Source organism: Candidatus Methylomirabilota bacterium (genome assembly GCA_035709005.1).
In the GTDB taxonomy this organism is placed as follows: domain Bacteria; phylum Methylomirabilota; class Methylomirabilia; order Rokubacteriales; family CSP1-6; genus 40CM-4-69-5.
In genome coordinates this window covers 164748-191049 of sequence record DASTFB010000071.1, presented here as the reverse complement: position 1 = coordinate 191049, position 26302 = coordinate 164748, and the positions used below count along the sequence as shown (strand labels likewise).

At 71.0% G+C, this 26302-nt stretch carries 26 protein-coding genes; all 26 read right to left on the bottom strand.

Translation table 11 applies throughout. The features are described 5' to 3' along the window. Positions 1–28: 28 nt before the first annotated feature. Positions 29–1447: a ribosome biogenesis GTPase Der gene (der, locus tag VFR64_11955; protein ID HET9490457.1), complete on the bottom strand. Its 1419-nt coding sequence runs from the start codon at positions 1445–1447 to the stop codon at positions 29–31. After that, complete coding sequence (locus VFR64_11950; protein HET9490456.1) at positions 1444–2766, bottom strand: DUF512 domain-containing protein; 1323 nt, start codon at positions 2764–2766, stop codon at positions 1444–1446. Before VFR64_11950 ends, der begins: the two co-directional genes overlap by 4 nt. Beyond that, positions 2744–3304, bottom strand: coding sequence for a CDP-diacylglycerol--glycerol-3-phosphate 3-phosphatidyltransferase (gene pgsA / locus VFR64_11945; protein ID HET9490455.1), 561 nt, complete (start codon positions 3302–3304; stop codon positions 2744–2746). The genes VFR64_11950 and pgsA overlap by 23 nt, the downstream gene beginning before the upstream one ends. Positions 3305–3313: 9 nt before the next feature. Continuing rightward, a complete protein-coding gene (gene hflX, locus VFR64_11940; protein ID HET9490454.1) occupies positions 3314–4603 on the bottom strand; it encodes a GTPase HflX in 1290 nt (429 codons plus the stop codon). Further along, on the bottom strand, positions 4600–5538 hold the full coding sequence (gene miaA, locus VFR64_11935) for a tRNA (adenosine(37)-N6)-dimethylallyltransferase MiaA (GenBank protein ID HET9490453.1): 939 nt from the start codon (positions 5536–5538) through the stop codon (positions 4600–4602). Before miaA ends, hflX begins: the two co-directional genes overlap by 4 nt. Before the next feature lie 15 nt (positions 5539–5553). Next, positions 5554–7227 (bottom strand): DNA mismatch repair endonuclease MutL, encoded by a 1674-nt coding sequence (gene mutL, locus VFR64_11930; protein ID HET9490452.1) that lies wholly within the window; start codon positions 7225–7227, stop codon positions 5554–5556. A 106-nt stretch (positions 7228–7333) separates the two neighbouring features. Beyond that, complete coding sequence (gene mutS, locus VFR64_11925) at positions 7334–9895, bottom strand: DNA mismatch repair protein MutS (protein ID HET9490451.1); 2562 nt, start codon at positions 9893–9895, stop codon at positions 7334–7336. After that, entirely contained in the window at positions 9888–10370 is a 483-nt protein-coding gene (locus VFR64_11920; protein HET9490450.1) for an HIT domain-containing protein, read from the bottom strand. Before VFR64_11920 ends, mutS begins: the two co-directional genes overlap by 8 nt. Positions 10371–10379: 9 nt before the next feature. Then, positions 10380–10655, bottom strand: coding sequence for an integration host factor subunit beta (locus tag VFR64_11915; protein HET9490449.1), 276 nt, complete (start codon positions 10653–10655; stop codon positions 10380–10382). Positions 10656–10861: 206 nt separating this feature from the next. After that, complete coding sequence (gene sppA / locus VFR64_11910) at positions 10862–11749, bottom strand: signal peptide peptidase SppA (GenBank protein HET9490448.1); 888 nt, start codon at positions 11747–11749, stop codon at positions 10862–10864. Positions 11750–11758: 9 nt separating this feature from the next. Then, positions 11759–13480 (bottom strand): 30S ribosomal protein S1, encoded by a 1722-nt coding sequence (locus tag VFR64_11905; GenBank protein ID HET9490447.1) that lies wholly within the window; start codon positions 13478–13480, stop codon positions 11759–11761. Beyond that, a complete protein-coding gene (locus VFR64_11900; GenBank protein HET9490446.1) occupies positions 13467–14198 on the bottom strand; it encodes a lysophospholipid acyltransferase family protein in 732 nt (243 codons plus the stop codon). Before VFR64_11900 ends, VFR64_11905 begins: the two co-directional genes overlap by 14 nt. Further along, positions 14180–14860, bottom strand: a complete 681-nt coding sequence (cmk, locus tag VFR64_11895) for a (d)CMP kinase (GenBank protein HET9490445.1) — start codon at positions 14858–14860, stop codon at positions 14180–14182. Before cmk ends, VFR64_11900 begins: the two co-directional genes overlap by 19 nt. Further along, a complete protein-coding gene (gene aroA / locus VFR64_11890) occupies positions 14857–16167 on the bottom strand; it encodes a 3-phosphoshikimate 1-carboxyvinyltransferase (protein HET9490444.1) in 1311 nt (436 codons plus the stop codon). Before aroA ends, cmk begins: the two co-directional genes overlap by 4 nt. Continuing rightward, positions 16164–17015 (bottom strand): prephenate dehydrogenase/arogenate dehydrogenase family protein, encoded by an 852-nt coding sequence (locus VFR64_11885; protein HET9490443.1) that lies wholly within the window; start codon positions 17013–17015, stop codon positions 16164–16166. The genes aroA and VFR64_11885 overlap by 4 nt, the downstream gene beginning before the upstream one ends. After that, positions 17012–18124, bottom strand: coding sequence for a histidinol-phosphate transaminase (gene hisC / locus VFR64_11880; GenBank protein ID HET9490442.1), 1113 nt, complete (start codon positions 18122–18124; stop codon positions 17012–17014). The genes VFR64_11885 and hisC overlap by 4 nt, the downstream gene beginning before the upstream one ends. Before the next feature lie 10 nt (positions 18125–18134). After that, complete coding sequence (gene pheA, locus VFR64_11875; GenBank protein ID HET9490441.1) at positions 18135–19196, bottom strand: prephenate dehydratase; 1062 nt, start codon at positions 19194–19196, stop codon at positions 18135–18137. 84 nt (positions 19197–19280) lie between these two features. Further along, a complete protein-coding gene (locus VFR64_11870; protein HET9490440.1) occupies positions 19281–20009 on the bottom strand; it encodes a pseudouridine synthase in 729 nt (242 codons plus the stop codon). Further along, complete coding sequence (scpB, locus tag VFR64_11865) at positions 19945–20550, bottom strand: SMC-Scp complex subunit ScpB (protein ID HET9490439.1); 606 nt, start codon at positions 20548–20550, stop codon at positions 19945–19947. The genes VFR64_11870 and scpB overlap by 65 nt, the downstream gene beginning before the upstream one ends. Then, positions 20534–21346 (bottom strand): segregation/condensation protein A, encoded by an 813-nt coding sequence (locus VFR64_11860; protein ID HET9490438.1) that lies wholly within the window; start codon positions 21344–21346, stop codon positions 20534–20536. The genes scpB and VFR64_11860 overlap by 17 nt, the downstream gene beginning before the upstream one ends. 10 nt (positions 21347–21356) lie before the next feature. After that, positions 21357–22340, bottom strand: a complete 984-nt coding sequence (trpS, locus tag VFR64_11855; GenBank protein ID HET9490437.1) for a tryptophan--tRNA ligase — start codon at positions 22338–22340, stop codon at positions 21357–21359. Between the two features lie 2 nt (positions 22341–22342). After that, on the bottom strand, positions 22343–23098 hold the full coding sequence (locus tag VFR64_11850) for a glycosyltransferase family 2 protein (protein ID HET9490436.1): 756 nt from the start codon (positions 23096–23098) through the stop codon (positions 22343–22345). Positions 23099–23228: 130 nt separating this feature from the next. Then, positions 23229–24227, bottom strand: coding sequence for a lipopolysaccharide heptosyltransferase I (gene waaC / locus VFR64_11845; protein HET9490435.1), 999 nt, complete (start codon positions 24225–24227; stop codon positions 23229–23231). Between the two features lie 12 nt (positions 24228–24239). Then, the gene (locus VFR64_11840; GenBank protein HET9490434.1) at positions 24240–24707 is read right to left on the bottom strand and encodes an adenylyltransferase/cytidyltransferase family protein; all 468 of its coding nucleotides are present in this window, start codon (positions 24705–24707) and stop codon (positions 24240–24242) included. A 4-nt stretch (positions 24708–24711) separates the two neighbouring features. After that, positions 24712–25716, bottom strand: coding sequence for a bifunctional ADP-heptose synthase (locus VFR64_11835; protein ID HET9490433.1), 1005 nt, complete (start codon positions 25714–25716; stop codon positions 24712–24714). Then, positions 25716–26294, bottom strand: a complete 579-nt coding sequence (locus VFR64_11830) for an HAD family hydrolase (protein ID HET9490432.1) — start codon at positions 26292–26294, stop codon at positions 25716–25718. Before VFR64_11830 ends, VFR64_11835 begins: the two co-directional genes overlap by 1 nt. Positions 26295–26302 lie beyond the last annotated feature (8 nt).

The window sequence follows — 26302 nt, the reverse complement described above, 5'->3', positions numbered from 1 at the left end:
GCAGCGGTTTTCTGCCTTCTCTGAAGCGTCAGCGGCGCCGCCGGCGGCGCCGCGGGCCGGCCGCCTGCCGAAACGCCAGCCGGATGGGCGAGCCGGTGAATCCGAATGCCTGGCGCAGGGCGTTGACGAGGTAACGGGTGTAGGAGAAGTGGACCTCCCGGGGTCGATTCACCCTCACGGCGAACGTCGGGGGCCCGGTCGCCACCTGGGCGACGGACTGGATCGTCAGCGGCACCCCGCCGATGGAGACGGGGCGGCGCACCAGCGCCTCGCGCAACACCTCGGTGGCCTCGCCCGCCGACACCCGGCGCCGCGCCTCTTCGGCGACGACGTCGATGGCGTCGAAGAGGTCGGCGATGCCTTCGGTCCGCGTCGCCGACGTGAAGCAGATGGGCGCGTAATCGAGGAAGGGCAGCCGCTCGCGAATCTGCTCGACGACCTCGGCCTTGCGAACCATGCCGGGCGGCACCAGATCCCATTTGTTCACCGCGATCACGGACGCCCGTCCGGCCGCGTCGGCGTAGCCCCCGATGTGGGCGTCCTGCGCGGTAAGCCCTTCGGAGGCGTCGAGGACGAGGACCGACACCTGGCCCCGTTCCAGCCCTTTGAGCGCCATGACCACGGCCAGCTTCTCCAGCGGCTCGCTCACCCGCCCCTTGCGCCTGATCCCGGCAGTGTCGATGAGAACGTAAGGACGACCGCGGTACAGCAGCTCGGTGTCCACGGCGTCTCGTGTCGTGCCGGGGGCTGAATGCACGAGGACGCGTTCGGCCCCGACGATGGCATTGACCAGCGACGACTTGCCCGCGTTGGGCCGCCCGATGATCGTGATGGTCGTCGGGGCCGCGCCCATCCGAGGCGCGCCGGCCTCCGTCGCGCGAGCGGCGGGACCTTGGGCGGGCTCGGCCGGCTCCGGTCCAGGAGCCCGTGCCCGGACGGCTTCGAGCATCTCGGCGACACCCCGGCCGTGCTCCGCCGATACGGGAATGGGAGGGCCGAAACCTACCCGGTAGAGCTCGCCCAGCGCGGGCTCCTGAGCGGCGGTGTCGACCTTGTTCGCCACCAGCATCACCGGCTTTCCGGAACGGCGCAGGATCCTGGCGATCTCCTCGTCCAGCGCCGTCAACCCCTCGCGGGCATCGACGATCATCAGGACGACGTCCGCTTCCCTGACCGCGGTCAGGATATGGCGGCCCACGCCTTCGACCAGGGGCTCCTGGGAAGAAGGGTCGAAGCCCCCGGTGTCCACCGCGGTGGCGCGCCAGCGCCCGAGCTCCATCTGCCCGTAGAGGCGGTCGCGCGTCACACCGGGCACGTCGCGGACCAGGGCCTGCCGGCGCCCGACCAGACGGTTGAACAACGACGACTTGCCGACGTTGGGTCGACCGACGATCGCGACGAGCGGTCGCACGAGGCCGGGGCCCGACGCTCGGGCCGTCTGGCTCACGGTCCGCGCAGCGCCCGCAGCAGCGCCCGCCCGGTGGGCTCGACGACGCGCACGGCGACCCCCAGGGTGCGCGCCAGGTCGGCCGGCGCGAGATCGTCGAGGAAGACGCCATCGCCGTCGCGCACCGCCACCGACGGGATCAACACTTCCTCGCCGAGATCAGCCAGCTCTCCCAGATGGCGCTGGATGTCCCGCCCGGCCAGCAGGCCGGCAACGCCGATGGTTCGGCCGAACAGGTCGTTGGGGACCACGGCCACGCGCGCGTCCCGGGCGGCTGGGTGCGACGCGAGCAAGCCGGCGAGCCGCGGCCCGTAGAGCGCTCCGCTGACCACGGTGACGGCCCGCCGCCGCGCGTGAGCCACGAGCCGGCTGGTGCGGGCGAGATCGTCCTCGAAGCGGCGGATCAGACCGATGCCGTCCTCGGCGATCGGGAATCCTTCGTAGGCGGCAGCCGGCGGCAGCGGCCGGTCGGCCAGCAGGTAGATCTCATCGGCGAGGAATACGAAGCGACTGCCGAGCCCGGGCCGGAAGCCCGCTTGCCAGGCGGCCACGGTGTCCACGAGCCCCCGGGCCTCCTCGGGGGTGAGCAGCCGCAGGACGGGCAGACGCTCGCGGTGCCTGGTGAGCCCGACCGGCACGATGGCCGCGGTGGCGACCTGGGGGTGCAGGCCGCTCAGGTCGGCGATCGTCCGCTCCAGGTGCGTGCCGTCGTTGAGCCCCGGGCACAGCACGATCTGGGCGTGCATCCGGATGCCGGCCGCGGCCAGCCGCGCGAGCCGCGGCAGGATCTCGGCGGAATGGCGGGGGCGGCCCAGCAGGCGGTGACGCAGCTCGGATTCGGTGGCGTGCACGGAGATGTAGAGCGGGGACAGCCGCTGGCCCTCGATGCGCTCCAGGGCGGCCTCGTCGAGGTCGCTGAGGGTGATGTAGTTGCCGTGCAGGAACGACAGACGGAAGTCGTCGTCCTTGACGTAGAGGCTCTTGCGCAGCCCCCTGGGGTTCTGGTGGATGAAGCAGAACACGCAGGCGTTGGCGCAGGTGGCGATGTCCCGGGGCCGCGGCGGCACCAGCTCCACGCCCAGGTCGCCGTGGCGGACCAGGGTGAGGGGCCGGCTGGTCTCCGCGCGCTCCACCGTGAGCCGGAGCTCGTCTTCGGAGCCGTAGAACTGGAAGTCGATGGCGTCCCGGAGCGGGTGGCCGTTGATGGCGAGGATGCGATCGCCCGGCTGCAGTCCCGCCGCGGCGGCGGCGGAGCGCCGCCGCACCGACGCCACCAGCACGCCAGCGCCGTCGGCGTCAGCGGTGCAGCGAGGCCTCATGCTCGTCGCGGTCGGCCGTGTTGAGGAAGCGCATGCCCTGGACCAGGTACTGGCAGCCCGAGTAGATGGTGAACAGGGCGGCCAGCCACATGGCCGCCACCAGGGCGGGCTCGACCGCCGCGTATCGGGAGACGAGCCCGAGCAGGACCGTCACGATCTGCAAAAAGGTGGCGGCCTTGCCGGCGCGGGTCGGGCGGGGATCGATCCGGATCCCGGCGATGTGCACCACCAGGGCCCCCACGACGAGGATCACCTCTCGGCTGATCACGACCGCTGCGATCCAGAAGGGCAGCGCCCGCAGATAGGTCAGCGTCACGAACGAGGCGGTGAGCAGCAGCTTGTCGGCAAGGGGATCGAGGAACGCGCCCAGGCGGCTGGCCATCTGTCGCCTCCGGGCCACCCAGCCGTCGAGCAGATCCGTGAAGGCAGCCACCGTGAAGACGATGAGCGCCCAGCCGGGGCGGCGATACACCAGCAGGGTCACGAAGACGGGGATCAGGACGATCCGGAGGACGGTCAACCAGTTGGCCAGGCCCATGACTGCCGCTCAGTGTACTCGGGCCACCTTGTACGGCGCGAGCGTCGCCTGCAGCGCGGGCGGCAGGGCGACCTCCAGCGTCACGTGCTCGCCGTCCTCGCTCCGCTCCACCACGCGCCCACGGTTGTAGCACAGGGCCAGGGCGCCGGGATTGCCGTGGGGGATGCGCACCCGGATGGTGTCAGCGGGCGGCAGGCTGGCCGCGATGGCGGCGCGCAGCGAGTCGAGCCCCTCCCCGGTCACCGCCGAGATGGCCACGCCGCCTCGCGCGTCCAGCAGCCGATCGACGGTGTGCCGGTTGTCGATCCGGTCCACCTTGTTGAGGACGAGGACGACGGGCCGATCGCCCACCTCCAGCTCGTCGAGCAGGGTTTCGACCGCGGCCAGGTGCTCCTCGAAGGACGGATGGCTGGCGTCCACCACGTGCACGAGGACGTCGGCCTCGGTCAGCTCCTCGAGCGTGGCGCGAAAGGCGGCGACCAGCTCGGGCGGCAGCTTGCGGATGAAGCCCACGGTGTCGGTGAGGATGAAGGGCGGCTGGCCGTTGCCGCTGACCAGGCGCGCGGCGGGATCCAGAGTCACGAAGAGCCGGTCGGCCGCCACCAGGCGCGCCCCCGTCAGCCGGTTCATCACCGTGGTCTTGCCGGCGTTCGTGTAGCCGACCAGGGCCACCACGGGCAGGCCGGCGCGGCGGCGGCCCTCGCGCTGCACGCGCCGATGCACCCGCACGTGCTCGAGCTCGCGACGGATCTGCATCACGCGGCGGCGGATGACGCGGCGGTCGGACTCGAGCTGGGTCTCGCCCGGTCCCCGCGTGCCGATGCCGCCGCCCAGGCGCTCGAGGTGGGTCCACTGGCCGACCAGCCTCGGGAGCAGGTAGGTGAGCTGGGCCAACTCCACCTGGAGCTTGCCCTCGCTCGTGCGGGCCCGCTGGGCGAAGATGTCGAGGATCAGGGCGGTGCGGTCGATCACCTTGCGCCCGAGCGCCTGCGAGAGGTTGCGCTCCTGCACGGGCGTGAGCGCGTCGTCGCAGATCAGCAGCTCCGCCCGCGTGGCTCGCGCGGCCTGGGCGATCTCGTCGACCTTGCCTCGCCCGAAGTAGAGGGCCGGCATGGGCGCCGTCCGCTCCTGGACGACGCGGTGGACGACGGTGGCGCCCGCCGCCAGGGCCAGGGCCGCCAGCTCGTCGAGCGACTCCTCGACCTCCCAGCGTCGCTGATTCGGCAGCCGCAAGGCCGCGATCACGGCGCGCTCCCGGCCGTCGGCGCCCCGTCCGCCGTTGCGGCGGTCGGTCCTCACCCGATCAGGCCTCGCTCGCGTAGTCGCCGCTCGATGATCAGGGCGGCGCCTGCGGGTCCGCCGGCCAGCCCCACGTCCAGCCACTGCACGCCGGGCTCGCGAGCGAACCACGTCCACTGCCGCTTGGCGTAGCGCATCGTATCCCGCTGCATCAGCCGGAGCGCTTCGGCGGCGGGCAGCGTGCCCTGCACGACGCGCGCGAACTCACGGTAGCCGATCCCCTGCATGGCCGGCAACGTCGGATCATAGCCACACGCCAGGAGCCCGTGCACCTCCTCGCCCAGACCGGCGGCGACCATCGCCGCGGCGCGAGCGGCCAGACGTGCGCGCAGGGCCGAGCGCTCCATGGTCAGCCCAATATAGGCAACGTCGCAGAACGGCGCCGGCTGGGCCCAGCGCACCTGCTCGGTCGCCGCGGCCCCAGCCGTCCGCAGACGCTCGAGGGCGCGAATGACCCGGACCGCGTCGTTGGGATGCAGGCGCTGGGCCAACACGGGCGCCGCGCGCCTCAGGCGGGCGTGCAGCGCCTGCCGGCCCTCCCGAGCCGCCAGCGCGGTCAGCTCTCGGCGGAACTCGGGGTCGGCCGGCGGAGCCGGATCGAGCCCGCGCAGCAGCGCCCGGATGTACAACCCCGTACCGCCGACGATTGCCGGCAGCCGGCCACGCTCGTGGATGGCGCCCACCAGGCGCTGGGCCTGGGCGCGGAACCGCTCGGCGTGGTAGCGGTCGTCCGGATCGGCGACGTCGATCAGGTGGTGGGGCACGGCGCGCCGCTCCTCCGGCGTCGGTTTGCCGGTGGCCAGATCCATGCCGCGATACACCTGTCGGGAATCCGCGCTGATCACTTCGAGCGGCAGCCGCACCGCCAGGGCGACCGCGGTGGCTGTCTTGCCGACTCCGGTCGGCCCCGCGATGACGAGGAGGGGACGCTTCATCCGTACGTCTTCATGCTACCAGACCCGGCGGACCTCGCGCCGGATGTCCGCCAGCGAGATGCGGCTCATGGTCGGGCGGCCGTGGGGACAGAAATAGGGCGTGGCCGTGCCCGCCAGCTCCGCCAGCAACCGGTCCATCTCCGGCCGCTCCAGCGGCGTATCGGCCTTGATGGCGGCGCGGCAGGCCACGAGGGCCAGGGCGCGATCCTGGACCGGCTCGCCGGCCTTCACGGTGGCCAGTTCGTCGAGCATCGCCTCGAGGAGCCGGCGCGGCTCATCGCCCTCGAGCAGGCCGGGCACGGCGCGCAGCACGACGGTGTCGCCCCCGAAGCCCTCGAAGGCGAAGCCCAGCTGTTCCAGCGCTTGCCGTGAGCGCTCCAGGAGTGCGAGCGCCGCCGGCGTCAAAGGCAACGGGTCGGGGAAGAGCAGCGCTTGCGCGGGTGGGCGGCCCGCGGTCAGGTCAGCCTGCAGCCGTTCGAAGATCACGCGCTCGTGGGCCGCGTGCTGGTCGACGAAGAACACCTCGGTGTCCGAGACGGCCACGATGAACGTGTCCTGAGCCTGACCGAGCACGCGCCCGAGCCCGGCGGTCTCATACGTCCGGATCGTCTCGGCGAAGAGTGGCGCCTGCTGGCCGGCCGGCTCGGCGATCGCCCCGGCCGGGCCGGATGCCGCGGGCAGCTCGATCGCCGGCGCGGCGGCGCGCCGGCGCAACGCCTCGCCGACGGCCGCCGCGACGGTCTCGTGCACGAGCCGCGGATGGCGAAAGCGCACCCAGGCTTTCGTGGGGTGCACGTTGACGTCGACGTCGGCCAGGGGGAGCGCGATGGCCAGCGCCACCAGCGGAAAGCGATCGCGCGGCAGCAGCGGCCGATAGCCTTCGAGGACGGCCTGGAAGAGGGCCGGGTCGCGCACCGGACGGCCATTGACGACGATCACGACGTCGTCGCGGCTGCCTCGTGTGAGATCGGGTGGCGCCGCCACCCCGCGGACGCTGACCGCCTGATCCGCCCGCTCGATGCCGAGCAGGCGAGCGCCGACGTCCCAGCCCCACAGCGCGGCCACGCGCGTGCGCAGATCAGGGGCGGGCGGCGCCGTGAGGACCGCTCGCGGACCGTGCCTGACCCGGAGGTGCACATCGGTATGGGCCAGGGCGAGATGTCCCAGCACGCGCAAGCAGGCGGCCAGCTCGGTGGCCGGCGCCTTGAGGAACTTGAGCCGGGCCGGCGTATTGAAGAACAGATCGCTGACCTCGACGGTGGTGCCGACCTCGGCCGGGACCGACAGCCGCTGGATGATCTCCCCCCCCGCCCCGGTGACGCGAAACCCCTCCGGCGCCTCTCGGGCCCGGCTGACGATGACGAAACGTGAGACCGCACAGAGGGCCGGCAGAGCCTCGCCTCGAAACCCCAGCGTGGCGATCGTGTCGAGATCCTCGTCGGCGACGAGCTTGGAGGTGGCGTGCCGTTCCAGCGCCAGCAGCACCTCGTCGGCCGTCATCCCGGCCCCGTCGTCGGTGACCCGCACCAGCGCGGCCCCGCCGTCGCGCAGGTCGACGGTGATCGAGCGGGCGCCGGCGTCGAGGGCGTTCTCGACCAGCTCCTTGACGACTGACGCCGGCCGCTCCACGACCTCGCCGGCCGCGATCTTGTTGACCAGATGGTCGGGCAGCCTCCGGATCCGGCTCATCGTGAATCGCCTCGCGCCGTCGGAGGCGGTGGTTGCTCTCGCGTGGACCGGGGGGGAATCGGGGGGGGCGTCTCGCCCCCCCCAATCTCAATAATCCGGCGCGTCCTCACCGCACCTGCCCCTGCCACTTCACCAGGAGGTTGAGGGCCTCGATCGGCGTGAGATGGGCCAGATCCAGGCGCGCCAGGTCCTGGAGGATAGGGTCGCGCGGTGGGGGAAACAGACCCAGCTGGGCCGCGTCGCGGGCGTCGGCCGTGCGCTGCCCGGCGGCTTCGAGTTCGGCGAGCAGCGCGCGGGCCCGCGCGATGACCGGCCCCGGCAGCCCGGCCACCCGCGCGACCTGGATGCCGTAGCTGCGATCGGTGCCGCCGGGCCGAACCTTGTGCAGGAAGATGATCTCGTCGTTCCACTCGCGCACGGCCACGTGGAAGTTCTGTACGGCGGGCAGGCGGTCGGCGAGCTGCGTGAGCTCGTGGAAGTGGGTGGCGAACAGCACCTTCGTGCCGGGCTGCGCGTGCAGAGACTCCACGACGGCCCAGGCGATGGCCAGCCCGTCGAACGTGGACGTTCCTCGGCCGACCTCGTCGAGCAGGACCAGACTGCACGGGGTCACGTTGTTGAGGATGTTCGCTGTCTCCACCATCTCCACCAGGAACGTGCTCTGCCCGCGGGCGAGGTTGTCCTGGGCGCCGACGCGGGTGAACATCCGATCGACGATGCCGATCCGGGCCTCGCGGGCCGGGACGAACGCCCCGATCTGGGCCAGGATGACGATGTGGCCGACCTGGCGAAGGTAGACGGACTTGCCGGACATGTTGGGGCCGGTGAGGATGACGATGCGGGCGGCGGGATCGAGCCTCACGTCGTTCGGCGTCACCGGTTCCCCCGCCCGCGCCTCCAGCACCGGATGGCGGCCCTCGACGATCGTCAGGACGTCGCTCCGATCGACGATGGGCCGCACATGACCCCGCGTCTCGGCCACCTCGGCGAGCGCCGCCAGCACATCCAGGCGGGCCAGGGCGCGCGCCGTCGCCAGCAACTCGGGAGCCCGGGCAGCCACCCGCTGGCGCAGGTCGTCGAACAGCTCGTACTCCAGCCGGCGCCGCCGCTCCTCGGCCCCCAAGACCTTGGCCTCGTACTCCTTGAGCTCGGGAGTGACGTAGCGCTCGGCCCCGCTGAGGGTCTGGCGCCGGATGTAGTCGGCCGGGACGCGCGCGGCCTGGGCGTGGGTGACCTCGATGCCGTAGCCGAAGACGCGGTTGAAGCGCACGCGCAGGCTCGGGATGGCGGTGCGCTCCCGCTCGCGCTCCTCGAGGCCCGCGATCCACTGGCGCGCCTGGCGCGCGCCGCTCGCGATCGCGGTCAGCGCCTCGCTCCATTCCTCGCGGATGAGGCCGCCCTCGTGGAGCGTCAGCGGCGGCTCGTCGACCAGGGCCTCTCGCAGCAGGGCTCTGAGGTCCTCGAGCGGGGCGAGCTGCTCCCGCGCGGTCACGATGACCGTGGCGCCGGCCTCGGCTATCGCGGCGCGGATCTCGTCGAGCGGCTCCAGGCTGGCCCGCAGGCCGGCCAGGTCACGGGCGTGAGCGACACCCAGCGTGGTTCGACTGGCCAGGCGCTCCACGTCGCCGATCCGGGCCAGGAGCGTCCGCAGCCGGTTCCGCACGGCCGGCGCTTCCACCAGCGCCGCCACCGCGGCCTGGCGGCGACCGATGACGTCCGGGTCGAGCAGGGGCCGGAGCAGCCACTGCCGCAGGAGCCGGGCGCCCATCGGCGTGACCGTCTCGTTGATGACGCCGAAGAGACAAGCGCGCGGCGTGCCGTCGCGCGACTCGACGACCTCCAGCGTCTCTACGGCGGTCTGATCGAGCACCATGGCGTCGGCGGTGCTCAGGCGCTGCAGCCGGGTCAAGTGGCCGAGCCGATCGCCCTGGGTGGCCCGGACGTAGGCCAGTGCCCCCGCTGCGGCGGCCAGGCCCACGGTCATGTCGGCCACGCCGAAGACGGCCAGGGAGGGGACGCCGAGATGGGCCGTGAGGTCTGCCGAGGCGCGGCGCCCGGTGAAGGCAGCCGGCTCCCAGAACGTGAGCACGGCTCCGCTGGACTGCACACGGGCCATCAGGTCGCGAGTCTCGCGAAGGGTTTCCGGGGCGACGATCTCGGCGGGCCGGCGCAGGAGCGCCGCCTCCAGCGCGGCCGATTGGCTCCCCGGGTCCTCACCGACCCAGAAGTCGCCGGTGGAGACGTCGAGCAGGGCGACGCCCGTGCCCTCGCGACCATGGGTCACGGCGAGCAGGAAATTGTTGGCCGCGCTGGACAGATACGCCGTGTCGGTGATGGTGCCCGGGGTGATGAGCCGCACGACGTCGCGTCGCAACAGCTTGCGCCCCTGGCCCGGCGCCTCCAGTTGCTCGGAGATGGCGATCTTGCACCCGGCCTGGACGAGCCTGGCGATGTAGGTCTCCGCGGCATGATGGGGAATGCCCGCCATGGGCGCTCCCTGGCGGGCCGTCAACGTGATCCCGAGCAACCGCGCTCCCCGCTCGGCATCCTCGAAGAACAGCTCGTAGAAGTCGCCGAGCCGGAAGAGCAGCAGATAGTCCGGGAACCGCCGCTTGAGCTCCCGATACTGCCGCATCATCGGCGTGAGCCCCGCCGGCGGCTCAGTCACGAAGCCGGCTCCGCAGACGCTGCCAGGTCGCGTCCAGCGCCTCGGGCAGCACGCGCACGTCCCCCAGCACCGGCATGAAGTTGGAGTCGCCCTGCCAGCGAGGGACGACGTGCACGTGCAGATGGTCGGTGATGCCGGCCCCGGCCACCCGGCCCTGGTTGAGGCCGATGTTGAAACCCTCGGCACGGTACTCCGTCACGAGGGCCGACGTGGCCACGGCGACCAGTTGCATCGCCTGAGCCAGCTCTTCGGCCGTCGCCTCCCCCACCGTGCCGACGTGCCGGTTGAGAGCGGCCATGAGGTGCCCGGGCGTATAGGGGTACGCGTTCAGGATCAAGAAGGCGGCCGGCCGGCGGACGAGGACGAGGTGGCGCGGGTCGTCGTCGGCGGTGAGGGCGTTACAGAAGATGCAGCCGGTCGTAGGCGTGGACCCTCCGACGTAGGCCATGCGCCACGGCGCCCAGAGGCGCTTCACGCCCCAGGCTCAGGTGTTGACGAGCTCGCGCAGGCGCTTGCCGACCTTGAAGAAGGGGACGCGCTTGTCGGGGACGTCGACGCTGCTACCGGTCTTGGGGTTCCGGCCCTTCCGGGAATGCCGCTGGCGGATCCGGAAGCTTCCGAAGCCCCGCAACTCCACCTTGTCGCCCTTGACCAGGGCCTCTGTGATGTTGTCGAAGACCGTGTTGACGATCGTCTCGGTCTCTTTCTTCGTCAGGTTCGCGATCTTGGAGACCTCGTCAATCAGCTCCGCTTTCGTCATCGTCCACCCCACCCGGCGTCAGGCCCCATCGTCAGAAGTCATCGCGAACGTAGCACGCGGCCGGCGAGAATGTCAAACAGTCTAAGGGGTTAGAGACCACGGCCCCAGGGTGTTAGAGCTCGATGCATAGCATGAGCCCTTATGTTATGAGGCCTTACGACCATGTTCTGACCAATCCACTCGAGGTCAGGACCGATGGAACCCTGTCAGTCCATCAGATACAACGGAGTCTTGAAGACCGGTAGCGTCGGCGCTATCAGCCGCCCCGTCGCGAGACCGAGCTGGCCGCCAAGCAGGTCGAAGATGGACAGGCGGCGCCGCGGTGGGATCACCCGCGGGGGAACGTCGAGCCCGGCCAGCGTGGCCGCGGCGTTGATCGCCTCCTCGAGCCCGCCGAGCTCGTCGATCATCCTCAGGGTTTTGGCCTGAGCTCCCGAGAACACGCGCCCGTCGGCGAACCGGAGGACGACGTTCTGGTCCAGGCCGCGTCCGGCGGCGACGGCGCCCACGAACTGGGCATGGACGTCGTCCAGGAGCGACTGGAGAACCCGGCGCTCCTCGGGGCTCATGGGGCGTGAGAAGTTCCCGATATCCTTGAACTGCCCCGCCTTCACCACGACGTAGTCCACGCCGACCTTCTTCATGAGGCTCTCGAGGTTGGCCATCTGCATGATGACGCCGATGGAGCCGGTGATCGTGCCGGGATTGGCGTAGATCCGGTCGGCGGCCACGGCGATGTAGTAGCCGCCGGAGGCAGCCACGGCGCCCAGTGAGGCCACCACGGGCTTGCCCGCGCGACGCAGCCGCTGTAACGCGTCGTGCACTTCCTGAGTGGGCCCGACCACGCCACCGGGACTGTTGATGCGGATCACCACGGCCCGCACGAGCGGGTTCTCGCGATGCCCCTTGAGATCGCTGAGGAGGTCCTCGACGTCGAGGATGAGGCCGTCCAGCTCGACGACCGCCACCCGGGGCCCGAAGCCCACGCCGCCCTCGGGCCCGCGCAGGCCGCCCGACACCACGATGACGAACAGCAGCACCACGGTCGTCCATAACGCGAGGGTGACACCGAGGACGGTGATGGGGCGCGCCACCGCGGGCGGCTACTCCTCGGTGTCGTCGTCGTAGTCGTCGCGCTGCTTGCGCTTGCCGCGTCGCCCCTGACCCCGCACGTCCTCCGTCTCGCGGCCGAGGTCCACCGCGTGGGCCAGCTCCTTCAGGCTGAGCCCGATACGCCGCTCGTTCGAATCGACTCGGATCACGAGCAGGGTGAGCTCGTCGCCCACGTTGACGATCTCGTCGGGACGACTGATCGGACGATTGGCCATCTGGGAGATGTGCAGCAGGCCGTCGACGCCCGGCTCCAGCTCGACGAAGGCGCCGAAATCGGTGAGCCGGACGACCTTACCCGTGATCCGCGAGCCCATGGGATAGCGCTGGGCGACGGTGGCCCAGGGATCGGGCTGGACCTGCTTGAGTCCCAGCGAGATGCGCTTGTTCTCGCTGTCGATGTTGAGGATCTGCGTCTCCAGATCCTGGCCCTTCTTGATGACTTCGGAGGGATGGCCCACCGAGCGGGTCCACGACATGTCGGAGATGTGGAGCAGGCCGTCGACGCCCGGCTCCAGCTCGATGAAGGCGCCGAAATCAGTGAGGTTGCGCACGCGGCCGGTGACCCGCTGGCCCACCTGGTAGCGCTCGTCGATGGTCTCCCAGGGATCGGGCTCGACCTGCTTCATGCCCAGGGAGATCCGCTTGGCCGCCCGATTGACGTCGAGCACCGCCACCTCGACCTCGTCGCCGACGTTGACGATCTTCGAGGGGTGGCGCACGCGACGGGTCCACGACATCTCGGACACGTGGACCAGGCCTTCCACCCCCGGCTCCAGCTCCACGAAGGCGCCGTAGTTGGTGAGGCTCACCACTTTGCCGCTGGCCTTCGTGCCGGCCGCGTACTTCTGCTCCACCTGCTCCCAGGGGTCCACGGACTTCTGCTTGTAGCCGAGGGACACCCGGCCGGTCTCGCGGTCGAAATGCAGCACGACTACCTCGACCTGATCGCCCACCTGGAAGATCTCCGACGGGTGCCCGACCCGCCCCCAGCTCATGTCGGTGACGTGCAGCAGGCCGTCGATGCCCCCCAGGTCGATGAAGGCGCCGTAGTCGGTGATGTTCTTCACCGTGCCGGTGAGGACCATGCCCTCGTGGAGGACTTCGAGGGTGTGCTTCTTCTTTTCCTCCCGCTCTTCTTCCAGCACGGCCCGCCGTGAGAGCACCACGTTTCCGCGGCGTCGGTTGAGCTTGATGACCTTGGCCCGGATCGTGTGGCCGAGCAGCGCGTTCAGGTTCTTGACGGGCCGCAGGTCCACCTGGGAGCCGGGCAAGAACGCCTTGACGCCGACGTCCACCGCCAGCCCGCCCTTGACGACCTCGACGACCTTCCCTTCGACGGGACTGCCCTTGTCGAACGCCTGGGTGATGACGTCCCAGACCTTGATTTTGTCGGCTTTGTCCTTGGAGAGGACAATCAGCCCTTCGGCGTCCTCCTTGGCCTCCAGGTAGACGTCGAGCTCTTCTCCCACCTCGGGCAGCTTCCCGGCCCGGTGGAATTCCTCGATGGGGATGGCCCCCTCGCTCTTGTAGCCGACATCGACCAGGACCTCGGAGGGCCCGACGTGGACGACCCGGCCCCGAACCACCTCGCCTTCCTCGAACTCGGTGATGGCGGTCGTCCGGTACCAGTCCTCCATGTGCTCCTCGGGGGCGCTGGATTTCTCCTCCTTTCGCTGGCCGCCGAGGTTTCGGCGCGGTTCATCCTTCTCCATGCTGCCCGTTCCTCCCATGCATAGATTTGGACGGGGTCGAGGCTCCTCCCGCACCCACCCCGCCGAATGCTACTTCACGCGGTGACGCTGCGCACGGCTCGGTCCGGTCCGCGGCGTCTTTGAGGCGCGCAATGGCCGCCATCATCGCTCGACTGGCGGCCTCGTATGACTCTTTCTTCGTTCGGGCATCGTCCTCGCGCTCGAAGCGAAGGGACGGACCGAACGCGACCGTGATCTTCGTCGGCCGGGGGATCCACCGCCCTCGCGGCCAGGCCTGTCCCGACCCCCGGATGTAGACGGGTACCACGGGTGCGCCGCTGAGGACCGCCAGCATCCCCGCCCCTGGCTTACCGGCTCGGAGGACTCCTTCCTCGCCACGGGTCCCTTCGGGGAACACCAACAGTATCTCTCCGCGTTCAAGCAGCCGCAGGGCCGTGCGCAGCGCCGCGGGGTCGGCGCCCTCCCGGCGCACAGGATGGGCGTTCAGGCCACGGATCAAGCGGCCGAACAGGGGAATGTCGAACAGCTCGGCCTTGGCCAGGAACGAGACCCGCCGGGGCGCCATGCCGCCGACGAGCGGAGGGTCCAGCACGCTCGAATGGTTGGCCACCAGAAGCACGGGCCCGGAGCGGGGCACGTGCTGGTAGCCGTGCCCCTGCAGGCGCCAGTACAGGCGCATCACCGCCACGACGAGGGGTTTCAGGATCGCGTACAGCATCGCTGCTCGATGTACCGGATCATCGTGTCGACGACCTCGTCGACGCTCCGGTTCGTCGTGTCGATCGTGATGGCGTCGGCCGCGGGGCGCAAGGGCGCCAGGGACCGACTCTTGTCCTGAGTGTCGCGGGCGCCCAGCTCGCCGTACACGGTCACGAAGTCGCTGTCGATGCCGCGCGCCTGGAACTCGGCTTGCCGCCGGCGGGCCCGCTCCTCGAGCGAGGCGTCCAGGTAGAACTTGACCTCGGCCTCCGGCCACACGACGGTGCCCGTGTCGCGCCCCTCCAGAATCGCCCGGCCGGACGCCGCCAGGCGTCGCTGCACCGGCGTCATCCTGGCTCGCACCGGCTCCAGAACGGTGAGGGTCGACGTCAGCGCGTCGATCGGCGGGGTCCGGATCTCGTCGGTCACGTCGCGCCCGTCCACGAACACACGCTGACCACGCAGGTCGACCTCCACCGCCTCGAGGTGCCGTCGCAGTTCGGGAGTATCGCTGGCCTCGAGCCCCTTGTCGAGTACGCTCCACGCCAGCGCCCGGTACATCGCGCCGGTGTCGATGAGCCGGTAGCCGAGCCGACGGGCCAGCGCCCGGGCCACGGTCGTCTTGCCCGCCCCCGCCGGGCCATCGATTGTGATCACGGGCTCGCGGTCGCCGGACCTCATGTCTCGACCGTGACGGCGGGCCCGCCGGCCAGGGCATTGAGAGCGTCGACGAACTGGGGGAACGAGGTGGCGACGCACGCCGTGTCGTCCACCACCGTCTCCCCTTCCGCCACCAGCCCCGCCACGGCGAGCGCCATGGCGATCCGGTGGTCTCCGCCGCTGGCCACTGCGGCTCCCTGGAGCGTCGCCCCACCCTCGATCACGAGGCCGTCGGACCGCTCGGTGATGGATGCGCCCATGGCGCCCAACCCCCGGGCCAGCGCCGCAACGCGGTCCGATTCCTTCACCCTGAGCTCGGCGGCGTCTCGGATCTCCGTGCGACCGCGGGCCAGGGCGGCGGCGACGGCCAGGGCGGGCACCTCATCGATCAGGCGCGGCACGAGGGCGCCGGCGACGGTGCCACCGCGAAGCTGGGAGCTCACCGCCGTGACGGTGCCGCTCGGCTCACCGGCGGCGTGAGGGTCGGCCACGATCTCCAGGCCCGCTCCCATCGCCGACAGCGTCTCGAGCAACCCGATGCGCGTGGGGTTGAGCCCCACTGCGGCCACCGTGACGCGCGCGTCCGGCACCAGGAGACCGGCCACCAGGAGAAACGCGGCCGACGAGATATCGCCGGGCACGCTCACCGAAGCGCCGGTCAGCCGTCCGGGGCTCAGGGTCGTGGTCAGGCCTCGGGTCTCCACGCGTGCGCCGAACAGCCGCAGCATGCGCTCGGAGTGGTCGCGCGACTGCGCCGGCTCCGTGACCGTGACGTCGCTGTCGGCGAAGAGTCCCGCGAGCAGGATGGCCGACTTCACCTGGGCCGAGGCGACCGGCAAGGTAAAGCGGTCGGCCCGCACCTGCTCGGTGCCCCGGATGGCCAGCGGCAGTCGGCCACCCTCGGCCCGACCGACGACGGTCGCCCCCATCTGCCGCAGGGGCTCGGCCACCCGGCCCATCGGCCGTCGCCGCAGCGACGCATCCCCGCTGAGCACAGTCCAGAAGGGCTGCCCGGTCAGCACCCCCATGAGCAGGCGCACCGTCGTGCCCGAGTTACCGCAGTCGACCACGTCGCTCGGCTCGGTCATCCCCGCGCGCCCGCCCCCGGCGAGGCGGTACTCGCCCGGGCCCTTGCGCGTCACCTCGACGCCCAGGGCCTCCACCGCGGCCAGGGTTCGCAGGCAGTCCTCCGCCTCCAGGAAGCCGCGAATGTCGGTGACGCCCTCGGCCAGCGCGCCGAGCAGGACGGCGCGGTGTGAGATGGACTTGTCGCCCGGCACGTCGACACGACCGCAGAGCCTGCGCACGGGACGAACGCGCAGTCTCACGACAGGGCCTCGCGCCGGGCCTTGATGCGGGCCAGGGCGGCGCGCAAGCCGGCGCCGTCGCCGGTGTCGAGCAGCCGGCTGAGGTCGGCGAGGGATCGGAGGAACTCGCGAGTGCTCGCAGCCGTGGCCTCGCGGTTGGCCAGGAAAATCGCCTCCCACACCTCGGGATCGGCCGCGGCGATGCGGGTCGTGTCCCGAAAGCCCCGGGCCGCCACATCGAACGCCCCGGGATCCAGGCGCTCGACTGCATCCACGAGGGCGCACGCGACGAGATGCGGCAAGTGGCTGACCGCCGCGACGGCCCGGTCGTGGGCGGCCGGATCCATGAGGAGGATGCGGCCGGCGCCCAGGGATTCCCAGAAGCCGGAGACCGCCTTCACGGCGGCCGGTGCGCTGGTCTCGGTCGGCGTGACGATGACGGTGGCGCCGCCCAGCAGATCGGCCCGGGCCACGCCGTACCCGCTCTTCTCGGAGCCGGCCATGGGGTGACTGCCCACGAACGCCACCGGCCGACGGGCGGCCAGGCGCTCGGCCGCGCGCGCGATGGCCGCCTTGGTGGAGCCCACGTCGGTCAGCAGCGTGTCGGCCCCGAGAGCGGGCCAGATACTCTCCAGGAGCCGCTCGATCGTCTGCACGGGGACGGCCAGGACCACGAAATCCGCGCCTCGCACACCGTCGAGCGGGTCGGTGGCGATGCGATCCAGCGTGCCGTCGCGCAGCGCGGGCTCCAGGCGCCCGGCGTGGCGGCCGACCCCGACGATCTCCCGGGCGAGCCCGCGGGCGCGGGCCGCCTTGGCGATGGAGCCGCCGAGCAGGCCGACCCCGATCACCGTCAGCCGCTGGATCACGCGGGAGTCTTCCGGAGCACCGCGCGGAGCGCCTTGACGAGGCGGCGGTTCTCTTCGGGTGTGCCGACCGTGATGCGCAGGGTGCTCTCCATGCCGAAGGACGTGAGCGGCCGGACGATGACGCCCTGGTGCAGCAGCTTTTGATAGATCTCGGCGGCGCTCCGCCCGACGTCGACGAGAATGAAGTTCGCCCGCGAGGGCACGTACTTGAGCCCGAGGGCCGTGAACTCCGCGCCCAGCTCGCGCCGGCCCGCCTCGATCATGCGCACGCATTCCTGCACGTGCGCGTCGTCGTCCAGGGCCGCCAGCGCGGCCGCCTGGGCCAGCGAGTTCACGTTGAACGGCTGGCGGATGCGGTTCATCAGCGCCGTGGCGTCGGCATCGGCGATGCCGTAGCCCACCCGGAGGCCGGCCAGGCTGTTGGCCTTGGAGAACGTTCGCAGGACGATGACTCTCCGCCCCTGCCGGATGTAGTTGAGGGTGTCCGGGAAATCGGGGCCGAGCGCGAACTCGATGTAGGCCTCGTCGAAGACCACGATCGTCCGTTCCGAGATCCGGCCCATGAAGTGCTCGACCTCGTCGGCGGTGACGATCGTCGCCGTGGGGTTGTTGGGGTTGGCGATGAACACGAGCTTGGTGAGGGCGGTGGTGGCCCGGGCCATGGCCTCCAGGTCGAGGCGATAGTCCTTGAGCATGACCATCACGCGGATCCCGCCCGCGGCCTGCACGATCATCGGATAGACGACAAAGGAAGGATGGGGGACGATGGCCTCGTCCCCCGGTTTGAGGAACGTCCGGACGAGCAGCTCGATGAGCTCGTTGGAGCCGTTCCCCAGGATGATCTGCTCCGGTGTGACGCCGTGCTTCTTGGCCAGGGCCGTCCGCAGATAGAACCCGCTGCCGTCCGGGTAGCGGTTCAGCGTGGTGAGCGCGGCGACGAGCGCCTTCTGGACTCGGGGAGAGGGGGCCAGGGGGTTCTCGTTGGAGGCCAGCTTGATGGCGTCCGAGATCCCCAGCTCTCGTTCCAGCTCCTCGATCGGCTTGCCGGGCTCGTAGGGGGCGATCCCCAGGATGTGCTCGTTGGCCAGCGACTCCCACTGCGTGGTCAATGCAGTCTCCTTATCCGGTTGGGTACGAGCCCAGGATCTTCATGAACACCGTGCGGGCCCGAATCTCCTCGAGCGCGGCAGCCACCACGGGAGTGTCGCGGTGCCCTTCGAAATCCACGAACATGACGTACTCCCACGTCCGCAGCTTCGCCGGACGTGACTCGATCTTGGTCAGGTTGACGCTCCGCTCGGCGAACGGCTCCAGCGCCCGGTGGAGCGCACCAGGCTCATTGCGCATGGCGAACAGGATGGAGGTCTTGTCCCGTCCGCTGGGGCCCGCCGGGCGCCGGCCGATCACCAGGAAGCGGGTCGAGTTGTAGGGGTTGTCCTCGATCCGCGCGCGCAGCACGGGGACGTTGTACAGCCGGGCCGCCAGCTCGGAGGCGATGGCCGCGACGGTGACGTCCCCGGCCGCCAGCTCGGCGGCCGTTGCCGTAGAGGTGACCTCCTGGGTCGGCACGTCCGACAGGTGGGCGGCCAGCCAGCCCCGGCACTGGGCGAGCGCCTGGGGATGGGACACGACGGTCTTGACCTGCTCCAGGCCCGGCGCCGACGAGAGCAAATGTTGGGTGATCGGCAGGTAGCGCTCGCCGCAGATGAGGGCGCTGGACTCGATGAGCCGATCGAGGGTGATGTTGACCGCGCCCTCGGTGCTGTTCTCCACGGGGACCAGCCCGTACTCGAGGCGTCCATGCTCGACGTCCTCGAAGACGTCGGCCACCGTGCGCAGGGGCACGTAGGCGGCCGCGGTGCCGAAATGCTGGAGCGCGGCCTGGTGCGTGAACGTGGCCTGGGGGCCGAGGAAGCCCACCGTGAGCGGTCCTTCCAGGGCCCGGCACGCGGAGAGGATCTCGACCCACACCGCCCGCACCGCTGCGACCGGCCAGGGTCCGGAGTTGGCGGCGGCGAGGCGCGCGAGAATCTCCGCCTCGCGTTCGGGGACGTAAGACGGTCCATCCTGCCGACGTTTGAGGTCTCCGATCCGGAGGACGGCCTCGGCGCGCTGGTTGAGGAGGTGGAGGATTTGGTCGTCGAGTTGGTTGATCCTGGAACGCCAATCGTCCAGGTTCATAGCGATCCCTGCCCGTCTACTGAATACCGCGCATTATAGGCTAACGTCTCCGAGCCACGCAAGCGCCCGGGCCCGGCGGCCAACTCACCGCGCGTCGGCCACCGCCCGGCGAAGGGCGGTCAGCTCGCGCGGTGTGAGGGGACGCCAGTGACCGACGCCCAGGTTACCGAGCGCGACCGGCCCGAACGCGATGCGGCGCAGACGCCCTACCGGGTGCCCGAGCGCCTGGCAATAGCGTTTCACCTCGTGCTTCCGCCCCTCGGTGAAGGTCAGGCGCAGCCGGCTGCCGGCCGGCCCGCCCCGGAGCAAGACCACCGTGGCAGGCACGGCCGGTCCATCCTCTAGCGGGACGCCCCGTCGCCACCGATCGAGCTCGGCCCGGGCAACCGCGCCGGCGACGTCGGCCTCGTAGACGCGGGGGACGCCGTAGCGGGGATGTAACAGGCGATGCGTCAGCGCGCCATCGTTGGTCAAGAGCAAGGCGCCTTCGACGTCGACGTCGAGACGGCCGACCGGGTACAGGCGAGCGGAGCCCGGGACGAGATCGGTGACGACGGGACGTCCCTGCGGATCCGCCCGCGACGTCACGTAGCCCCGCGGCTTGTTCAGCAGGAGGTAGCGCTTGGCCTCCGCCCTGGGGACGGGGCGGCCATCGACGGTGATCGCGTCGACCTCGGGGTCGGCCAGTGCGCCGACCTCGCGGGCGGCGACGCCGTTGACGGCGACGCGCCCCTCGGCGATCAGGCGATCAGCTGCTCGTCGGGACGCCAGCCCCGCCTGGGCCAGGATCTTGTTCAGCCTGAGCTTGGCCATCGCCGGCGACTCCCGCCAACTCGGGCACCAGCAACTCGCCCTCGACCTTGGGCAGATCGCCGAGGTCCCGGAGGCCGAAGGCCACCAGGAACTCCCGCGTGGTCTCGTAGAGGAAGGGCCGGCCCGGTGCTTCCTTGCGGCCGCCGATGCGGATGAGCCGGCGCTCGAGGAGGTTGTCGAGCACGCCGTCGGAGTTCACCCCGCGGATGGCGTCGACTTCAGGTCGGGACACGGGCTGACGATAGGCCACGATGGCGAGGGTCTCGAGCGCGGGACGGCTGAGGCGCGCCCGCGTGCGCGAGCGAGCCAGGCGCACCAGCCAGGGCGCGATCTCCGGGCGCGTCACCATCCGGTACCCGCCGCCGACCTCCACGATCGTGAGAGCCCGGTCGGCCGCCGCATATCGCGTGCGCAGCTCCTCGACCAGGGCGCGGGCCTCGCCGGCGTCGGCCAGATCGAGGACCTCACGGATCCGCTCGGCCTCCAGCGGCGTGTCCGACGCGAAGAGCAGGGCCTCGACGACGTCAATCGGTGTAGGCAAGCTTGTCCTCCGGATCCTCCCCCGTATGGATTGCGCCGGCCAAGCCGGCGCTCGGGGCCAGCGGATCGGCCGACCGTCGTTCGATGACGATGTCGCCGAACAGCTCGGTCTGTTGCACGCGGATGTTCCCGAGACGCACGAGCTCCAGGATGGCCAGCAGGGTCACCACCACTTCCGTCGGCGGCCGCTGGGCGCCGAGCAGCGAAGAGAACAGCAGCGACCAGGTGTCCCGCAGCACGGCCAGGATCTCGCCCATGCGGTCCAGGACCGACATCGGCTCGGCCTGGACCTCGCGCGGCTTGCGCCGCGCCTGCTCCTCGACGAGCCGCTTGAAGGCGCGTTCGATCAGGTGGACGCTGAGGTCTTCCAGCGGCACCTCGTCGGCCGGGGGAAGCTCGCTCACCGGACGCCCCCAGATCAGCGCCTGCTCGGCCTCGCGCTCGCCCAGCCAGGCGCCCAGGGCCTTGATCCGGGAGTACTCGCGCAACCGGGCTTCCAGCTCCTGGCGGAGGGCCAGGGCCTCGTCGTCGAGCTGCTCGTCGGTCTCGTCCGCGGGCACCAGCAGCTTCGACTTCAAGTAAACGAGCGTGGCCGCCATCACCAGGAAGGCGCCGGCCGCTTCCAGGTCCTGGAACTCCATGGCTTCCAGGTGGGCGAGATACTGGTCGGTGATCGTTCGCACCGGCAGGTTGGCCAGGTCGATCTCGTTGGTGCGACACAGGTGCAGCAGGAGATCGAGCGGTCCTTCGAACTGTCCCACCCGCAACGTGAGCGTCGCGGGAGCCGCCTCGGTCATGGCGCGCCTCTCATGGCGTGATGGTCACCACCTGGTGCACCTGCTCCATGGTCGCCTGGGCCACCCGACGCGCCCGGGCCGAGCCGTCGCGCAAGATGTCCACGATCATGCCGGGCTTCTCGGCGAACGCCTGTCGCCGCTCCCGGATGGGGGCCAGGGCCGGCTCCAGATGCTCGAGCAACTTGGCCTTGCAGTCCAGGCAGCCGATCCCGGCGGTGCGGCAGCCGGTGGCCGCCCACTCGCGATCGGTCGGTGGCGTGAAGATACGGTGCAGGTCGAAGACCGGGCACACGTCGGGATTGCCGGGATCCGAGCGCCGCTTGCGGGCGGGGTCCGTCACCATCGGCCGGATCTTGGCTCGGACCACCTCTGCGGGGTCGGACAGGTAGATGGCGTTGCCGTAGGACTTGGACATCTTCCGCCCGTCGGTGCCGGGCACCTTGGGAATCTCCGTGAGCTTGGCCTGGGGCTCGGGGAACACTTCACCGAAGGTGTGGTTGAACCGCCGGGCGACCTCGCGGGTGAGCTCGACGTGGGGCACCTGGTCGATCCCGACCGGCACCCAGCGCGGCTTGTACATGAGAATGTCGGCGGCCTGTAGCAGCGGATAGCCGAGCAACCCGTAGGAGGGGGACTCGATCCCCAGCTGCTCCACCATTTCCTTGTACGTCGGCACCCGCTCGAGCCAGCCCAGTGGCGTGATCATGGAGAACAGCAGGTGCAGCTCGGCGTGCTCGGGAACCAGCGACTGCACGAACATCGTGCAGCGCGCGGGATCCAGGCCCGCCCCCAGCCAGTCGGCCACCATCTCCACGGTGTTGGCGGGAATGTCGCGGACGTCCTCGGCGTCGGTCGTCAGCGCGTGCCAGTTGGCCACGAAGAAGAAGCCCTCGTGATCCTCTTGAAGCCGGACCCAGTTGTCGAGGGCCCCCAGATAATTGCCGAGGTGGAGCTTGCCGGTTGGACGCATGCCCGACAGCACGCGTTCCTTGATGGTCACCGCCTCGCCTGCTCCAGTGCCTTGGCCGATCGCATGCCCACATAGTACGCGTAGAGCGTCGCCAGCAGAAGTCCTCTCCACCCGTCCAGCGCCCCGAGGCGGAGGATGTACATCCCGACGAACCGTCCGAGCGGGCGGAGCACGAGGTCGATCGGACGGACCCGGCGTCCGCTGCGCAGCCAGTCCTCAGCGGCCAGGGTGGAGTAGCGATCGGCCCGGACCAGGAAGTCGGACACGTCGCGATAGCTGCGGTGCAGCAAGGGGCTTGTCAAGCGGGCGACCCGGCCGTCCACCTGCACCGACTCGTGCACGGCCCGGGGCACGAAGCGGGCCCGGCCCCGGCGGACCAGGCGGACTTGCCAGTCGGGATAGAGGCCACCGTGGCGGACCCACCGGCCCCAGAAGATGTTCTTCCGAGGGATCGCGTACGCGTCGACCGTGCAGGGCCGGGCCAGCACCCGCTGGATCTCGTCCCGGAGCTCGGACGAGACCTCCTCGTCGGCGTCGAGCGACAGCACCCAGTCGCCGGTGGCCTGGTCGAGGGCGAAGTTCTTCTGCGCGGCGAACCCGGGCCAGGGCCGGATGATGACCCGCTCGGTGAACTCCCGGGCGATCTGCGGGGTCTTGTCGCGGGACTCGGCGTCGACCACGACGATCTCGTCCGCCCAGGCCGCGCTCTCCAGACACGAGCGCAGGCGCTCGGCCTCGTCGAGCGTGATGACGGTGACCGATATTCGGAGGGGGCGATTCACGCGCGCGCCTTTGAGGCGCGCCGGCCCCACCAAGAAGTTGGAGGGGGCAGAGGCCGCCCCCTCCAAACCTCCCCGCTCGCGCCGCGTGCCACACCGGTTTCGGGGCCGGCGCTCGAGCCACCGCGATCCATCAGGCGAGCAGCTCCAACGCGGCCTGAAAGACGGGCGCCACGTCGATCGACGTCATCTGGCCGTCCGGTGCGCGCAGGGTCCGGTGGCCGGAGCCGTAGGGGCCGTTGCGTGTGGGGTCGGTCGGCCCGTAGAGACCCAGGCACGGCGTGCCCAGCGCGGCAGCCAGATGAAGCGGGCCGGTGTCCGCCGCCACGAGCAGGCTCGCCCGCCGCAGAACCGCGATCAGCTGGACCAGACTCGTGGGCGGACCCAGCACGACGCGGCCGGCCGGCGGTCGCGCGATCGCCGACGCCAGCGATTCCTCGCCCGGGCCCCACACCACGAGCACGTGCGCACCCGCCTGACCGGCCAGGTGCGCGGCGAGAGCGCGGAAGCGTTCGACCGGCCACCGCTTGGTTGGCCGACCCGCCCCGGGGTTGACCACTACCACGCGGTCGCGGGGCTTCATGCCGGTGGCTCCGAAGAGCTCGTCGATACTGGACTCGGCGGCGGGGTCAGAGGGAAGCCGGAAGTCACGGACCGGCTCGGCGATCCCCAGCGGGCCGGTCAGGGCCAGGTACTGCTCCACCACGTGGACGCCGCGTGGCCGCTCCACCCGCCGGTTCGTGAACAGCGCGCCGAGGGGCTCGCGGCAGCTCCGGGCATCGAAGCCGATCCGCAGTGGCGCGCGGGTGAGCCCGACCAGGATCCCGCTCTTGATCAGCCCCTGCAGATCCAGCGCCGCGTCGAAGCGGGCCTGGGCCAGCCGCCGCGCCAGAGCCCGCAGGGCCCGGGCCGTCCCGGCCAGGGCCGCGGGCGAGCGCGACCGTCGCCAGCCGCGCGTGTCGACGGTCACGACTTCGTCCAGCGCGGGGTGCCCGGCGAGGACCTCGGCCTCCCGCCGCTCGGCGATCCAGGTCAGCCGCGCGTCGGGCAGACGGGCGCGCAGCGTCGCCGCCACCGGCAGCGCGTGCACGACGTCGCCCAGCGAGGAAAGCTTGACGAGGGCCACGTTCACGGGAAGCGGCTCTCAGGCGAAGCGCTCGCGGATGAGCGCGATGACGTCGCGCGTCGAGTGAGTCTTCGGATCGCCGGCGATGACCACACGTCCTCCGACGGCCCGCACGCTGGCCTCCTCGGGCACGGACTCCGGCGTGTAGTCCGTGCCTTTGGCGTGCACGTGCGGGCGCAGGCGGGTCACCAGCCGGTCGGCGGTGTCGTCGTCGAAGAGCACCACGTGGTCGACGGCGCGCAGGGCGGTCAAGATCTCGGCCCGCTCGGCGCTGGGCAGGAGCGGACGCCCCGGCCCCTTGAGCCGCCGGACAGCGGCGTCGGAGTTGAGCCCGACGAAGAGCACGTCGCCGAGGGCCCGGGCTTCGCGCAGATACCGAACGTGCCCCACGTGGAGCAGATCGAAGCAGCCGTTGGTGAGGACGATCCGCTTGCCGGCGGCGCGCAGCCGGTCGGCCAGCGCGGCGGCCTCGTCGACCGTCAGCAAGGGCTCACGCGGCGCCGGAGCCGAGCGCCTGCACCAGCTCGGCGCGCGCCACCGTCGCCGTACCGCGCTTCATGACGACCAGGCCCCCGGCCATGTTGGCCAGGGTCGCCGCCTCCACCGGCGAGCCGCCGGCGGCGAGGGCCACGGTGAAGGCGCTGATCACCGTGTCCCCGGCCCCGGTGACGTCGGCGATCTCGTCGCTACCGAAGATGGGGATGCACGTCGTCGCGCCGTCCCGTTCGAGTAGCGCGAGCCCCTGGCTGCCTCGCGTCACCAGCAGCATCCGGGCGTCCAGCCGCTCCAGCAGCTGCCGGCCCGCCTTCTCCAGGCTGCGCTCGTCGTCCACCGCCGTAGCGGTCAGCTCGGCCAGCTCGGCCTCGTTGGGCGTCGCCGCCGTCACCCCGGCGAAGCTCGGCAGGTCGTACCGGCTGTCGGCCGTGGTGATGATGTTCCCGCGGCGGGCGAGCGCGCGGATGCGCTCGTACAGCCGCGGGCTCAAGGTGCCATAGCCGTAGTCGGAGAGCACGATGGCGTCGGCGCGGCCGGCCAGCGAGGTGAGCCGGCCGAGCAGGTCGTCCTCCGTCGTCGGGTTCAGCTCCTCGGTGGGCTCACGATCCAACCGGACCACTTGCTGACGGGTCGCCTGATAGCCGCCGGCCATGATCCGCGTCTTCACCGGGGTGGGGCGTCCCGCCTCGATGACGAGCCCGTCGGTCGGCACGCCCGCCGCGTGGAAGAGCGCGACGAGCTCCTCGCCGGCGCGGTCCCGGCCGATCACGCCGACCGGCACCACGCGGGCGCCCAGGGCCCGGATGTTGTTCGCCGCATTGGCGGCGCCCCCCAGGCGGACATCGCGCTCGGTGAACTTCAGGATGATCACCGGGGCTTCCCTCGAGATCCGCCCCGGCTTGCCGATCAGGTACTCATCTTCGATGAGGTCGCCGACGACGACGACGGTCAGCTCGCTGAAGCGGTCGACGAGGGCGCGCAGGCGCGCGGGTTCGGCCATCACTCGCTCCGCTGCCGCAACATCCACTCCACGGCGTCCAGGAGATCACCGGCGACGTGGTCGGGCGTGACCGGGAAAGTCGCGCGGCGGTACTCCCACTCGCCCCGACCGTACCCGGTGAGCACCAGCACGCCGCGGGCCCCGACGGCGTGGGCCATCGTCAGGTCGGACGGCCGATCGCCGATGACCGTGGAGGCCGCGAGGTCGAGCCCCAGCTCGCTCGCCGCGCGCAGGACGAGCCCCGGCTTGGGCTTGCGGCACTCGCAGTGCCCGCGGAACGGCGGCTGTCCTTCCGTGGGGTGGTGGGGGCAGACGTAGAGACCGTCGAGAGAGGCCCCGGCGCGCTTGAGCTGCTTCAGGAGCTCGGCGTTGGTGGCCTGCAGCACGTCCTCGGAGAAGTAGCCGCGGGCGATGCCCGCCTGGTTGGTGACCACGACGGCGGCGACGCCCGCCGCATTCAGACGTCGGATCGCCTCGGCCGTGCGGGGCAGCAGTCGTAACCGCCCGGGGTGGTTGACGTACCCCACCTCTTCCGTCAGTGTGCCGTCGCGGTCGATGAAGGCAGCGGGCCGTGACACAACTGGCG